Annotated in this window: 1 protein-coding gene, 1 tRNA gene and 1 other RNA gene; 2 read left to right on the plus strand and 1 reads right to left on the minus strand. The window is 75.9% G+C overall.

Annotation, left to right across the window (positions count from 1 at the left end; genetic code table 11):
- Nucleotides 1-94: 94 nt before the first annotated feature.
- A tRNA-Ser gene (locus tag G5C51_RS40870) sits at nucleotides 95-182 on the minus strand.
- Between the two features lie 72 nt (nucleotides 183-254).
- On the opposite strand from G5C51_RS40870, the gene ffs reads away from it, so the two are divergent.
- Together ffs and G5C51_RS40880 are read left to right on the plus strand one after the other, a co-directional pair.
- Nucleotides 255-351: signal recognition particle sRNA small type (gene ffs, locus G5C51_RS40875), an RNA gene on the plus strand.
- Between the two features lie 102 nt (nucleotides 352-453).
- Nucleotides 454-3,334 (plus strand): DNA polymerase III subunit gamma and tau (locus tag G5C51_RS40880; RefSeq protein ID WP_165245837.1); only part of this gene is annotated, 2,881 nt, incomplete at its 3' end.

Below are 3,334 nucleotides of genomic sequence, written 5' to 3' on the forward strand. Positions count from 1 at the left end.
CCCCCGCACGGCCCCGCCGCCCCCGAGCAGCAGAACGTCGAAGGGCCCCACCGCGCACGGTGGGGCCCTTCGACGTTAGTGCCCGGTGAGGCACTGGCGGAGGATACGAGATTCGAACTCGTGAGGGGTTGCCCCCAACACGCTTTCCAAGCGTGCGCCCTAGGCCACTAGGCGAATCCTCCGTGGAGAACATTACAAGACGTGGAGGGGTGCTCGCGAACTCGTTCCCTGCCCCGGGGATCAGGTACGCTGGGCCTTGCCTCTCACGCGGCGTTATCTCACTGAACTCCCCCAGGGCCGGAAGGCAGCAAGGGTAGGCGGGCTCTGACGGGTGCGTGAGGGGCACCTTGCGTTCCGGGGGGCTTGCGGCCGGGGCCGCTGTCCCGGCCGCCGTGAGCGGGCGGTTTCTGTGGCCGAGCTCACTTGTCGGTCGGCACCGATATCGTCGGAGGCGTGTCGCAGCTCGCTCTCTACCGCCGTTACCGACCCGAGACCTTCGCCGAGGTCATCGGGCAGGACCACGTGACCGGTCCGCTGCAGCAGGCGCTGCGGAACAACCGGGTCAATCACGCCTATCTGTTCAGTGGTCCGCGGGGGTGCGGCAAGACCACCAGCGCCCGCATCCTGGCCCGCTGTCTCAACTGTGAACAGGGCCCCACCCCGACCCCCTGCGGCGAGTGCCAGTCGTGCCGGGACCTCGCCCGCGGCGGACCCGGCTCGATCGACGTCATCGAGATCGACGCGGCGTCCCACGGTGGCGTGGACGACGCCCGTGACCTGCGCGAGAAGGCCTTCTTCGGCCCCGCCTCGAGCCGGTACAAGATCTACATCATCGACGAGGCCCACATGGTCACCTCGGCGGGCTTCAACGCCCTGCTGAAGGTCGTCGAAGAGCCGCCCGAGCACCTCAAGTTCATCTTCGCGACGACGGAGCCGGAAAAGGTCATCGGGACCATCCGCTCCCGGACCCACCACTACCCCTTCCGCCTCGTCCCGCCGGGCACCCTGCGCGAATACCTGGCCGAGGTCTGCGACCGCGAGGCCATCGCCGTCGAGGACGGCGTGCTGCCCCTGGTCGTACGGGCCGGCGCCGGCTCGGTCCGTGACTCCATGTCCGTCATGGACCAGCTGCTGGCCGGAGCGGCCGAGCAGGGTGTGACGTATGCCATGGCCACCGCCCTGCTCGGCTATACGGACGGCTCGCTCCTCGACGCCGTCGTGGATGCCTTCGCGGCGGGCGACGGCGCGGCGGCCTTCGGCGTCATCGACCGCGTCATCGAGGGCGGCAACGACCCGCGCCGCTTCGTAGCCGACCTGCTGGAGCGCCTCCGCGACCTGGTGATCCTCGCCGCCGTCCCGGACGCGGGCGAAAAGGGCTTGATCGACGTTCCCGAGGAGGTCCTGGAACGCATGCGCGCCCAGGCCTCGGTCTTCGGCGCCGCGGAACTGAGCCGCGCCGCCGACCTCGTCAACGAGGGCCTGACGGAAATGCGCGGCGCCACGTCCCCGCGCCTGCAGCTGGAGCTGATCTGCGCCCGGGTGCTGCTCCCCGCGGCATACGGCGACGAACGCTCGGTCGCGGCCCGCCTGGACCGCTTGGAGCGCCAGGCGAGTGCCCCGGCACCACTCGGTTACGTACCGGGGCCCGAGACGCACACACCGGGACCCGCGGCGGCGCGGGCGGCGATCGCGTCGCGGGGCGGAGCGGTGCAGCCGCAGGGCGGCGGAGGCGCGGGGGCGCCTGGCGGCGCCGGTGGCGCGGGTGGTGCGGGGGCGCCTGGCGGCGCTGGCGGTGCGGGGGTTCCTGGTGGCGCTGGCGGTGCGGCTGGAGCGGCCGGCGGCCCGGCAGGCTCGGCCGGCGCGCCGGAAGGCGCACCGGCCACAGGCGCCGGCGCCGGCCCGATTGCGCCCGGACAGCAGGCGGGAGCCGAGGGCGGGCCCGCACCGACAGGCGCTCCGCGGCACGGGACGGGCGCAGGGCCCGAGGCGGGCCCCGCTTCCCAGGGCGGCTACGGCGCCGGGCAGGGACCCGCCCAGGGCGGCTCAGCAGCTACCGGCGCGGAGTCCGGAGGCGCTGCTCAGGGCGTAGCCACCGGAGCACAGGGAGGCGCGGGATCGCCCGCGCCCGGGGCCGGCCAGGGCTCGCAGGCCGGGCAGCGCCCCGGCGCCTGGCCTTCGGGCACTGGTGCGGGAGGCGGCCAGACCGCACCCCAGAGCGCCCCGGAGAGCGGCGGCAATCACGGCAACTCCGGCTTGGGCGGCGGCGAGAGTCAGAGCGGACCTGGTGGCCCCGGCGGCCAGGGCGGACCTGGTGGCGCCGGCGGCCCCACTGGCCCAGGCGGCCAGAGCGCGCCTGGCGGCCCCGGCGGCCTGGCCGGGGGACAGGACCGACCCGGCGGATCTGATGACGGGCCCGGCGGAGCCGGTGCCGCACCGCGGCGGCCCGGGGCCTGGCCGGCTGCCGTGGCACCCGGCTCGGGACAGACCGGCGGTGGATCGGCGGCCGGTAACCCGGGCCCGGGGAACCCCGGTCCGCAGGGCGGTGGCGACCAGTCCGGCGCCGCGGGCACGGGGCAGCCGGGCGGTCATGGCGGCCCCTCCGGCCAGGGAGCCCCCGGCGGTCCCGGCGGCTCTGGCGGAGCCCAGGGCGGCGGCTATGGCGGCGGGCAGCCGTCCGCACCTCAGCCCGGCGCAGCCACCCCGCCCGCCAGCACCCCCCAGTCCGGCAACGCGTCCGGCAACCCCGCGGCGGGAGCCGCCTCCGTGCGGCAGATGTGGCCGGACATCCTCGAGGCGGTGAAGAACCGGCGGCGTTTCACGTGGATCCTGCTCAGCCAGAACGCCCAGGTGAGCGGCTTCGACGGCGGCACGCTCCAGCTCGGCTTTGCCAACCCCGGCGCCCGCGACAGCTTCGTGAACGGCGGCAGCGAGGACGTACTCCGCGAGGTCCTCGCGGAGCGCTTCAACCTGCAGTGGAAGGTCGAATCCATCGTCGACCCGTCAGGCGGCGCGGGCGGCGGCGCAGGCCCGGCGACGGGCGGCGGCCAGGGCCCCGGCTCCGGCGCCTTCGGCGGCGGCCAGGCGACGGGCGGCCCGCAGGCCCCCGCCGGCGGCCCTTCCGGCCAGGGAGCCCCGGGCGGACCCGGCGGCCCGAGTGGCTACGGAGCAGGCCCCGGCGGCTCCGGCTTCCAGGGCGGACCCTCGACCGGCGGCGGCGCAGGCCCGGCGACGGGCGGCGGCCAGGGCCCCGGCTCCGGCGCCTTCGGCGGCGGCCAGGCGACGGGCGGCCCGCAGGCCCCCGCCGGCGGCCCTTCCGGCCAGGGAGCCCCGGGCG

Origin of the sequence: Streptomyces coryli (assembly GCF_011044975.1) — a bacterium.
Lineage (GTDB): Bacteria > Actinomycetota > Actinomycetes > Streptomycetales > Streptomycetaceae > Streptomyces > Streptomyces coryli.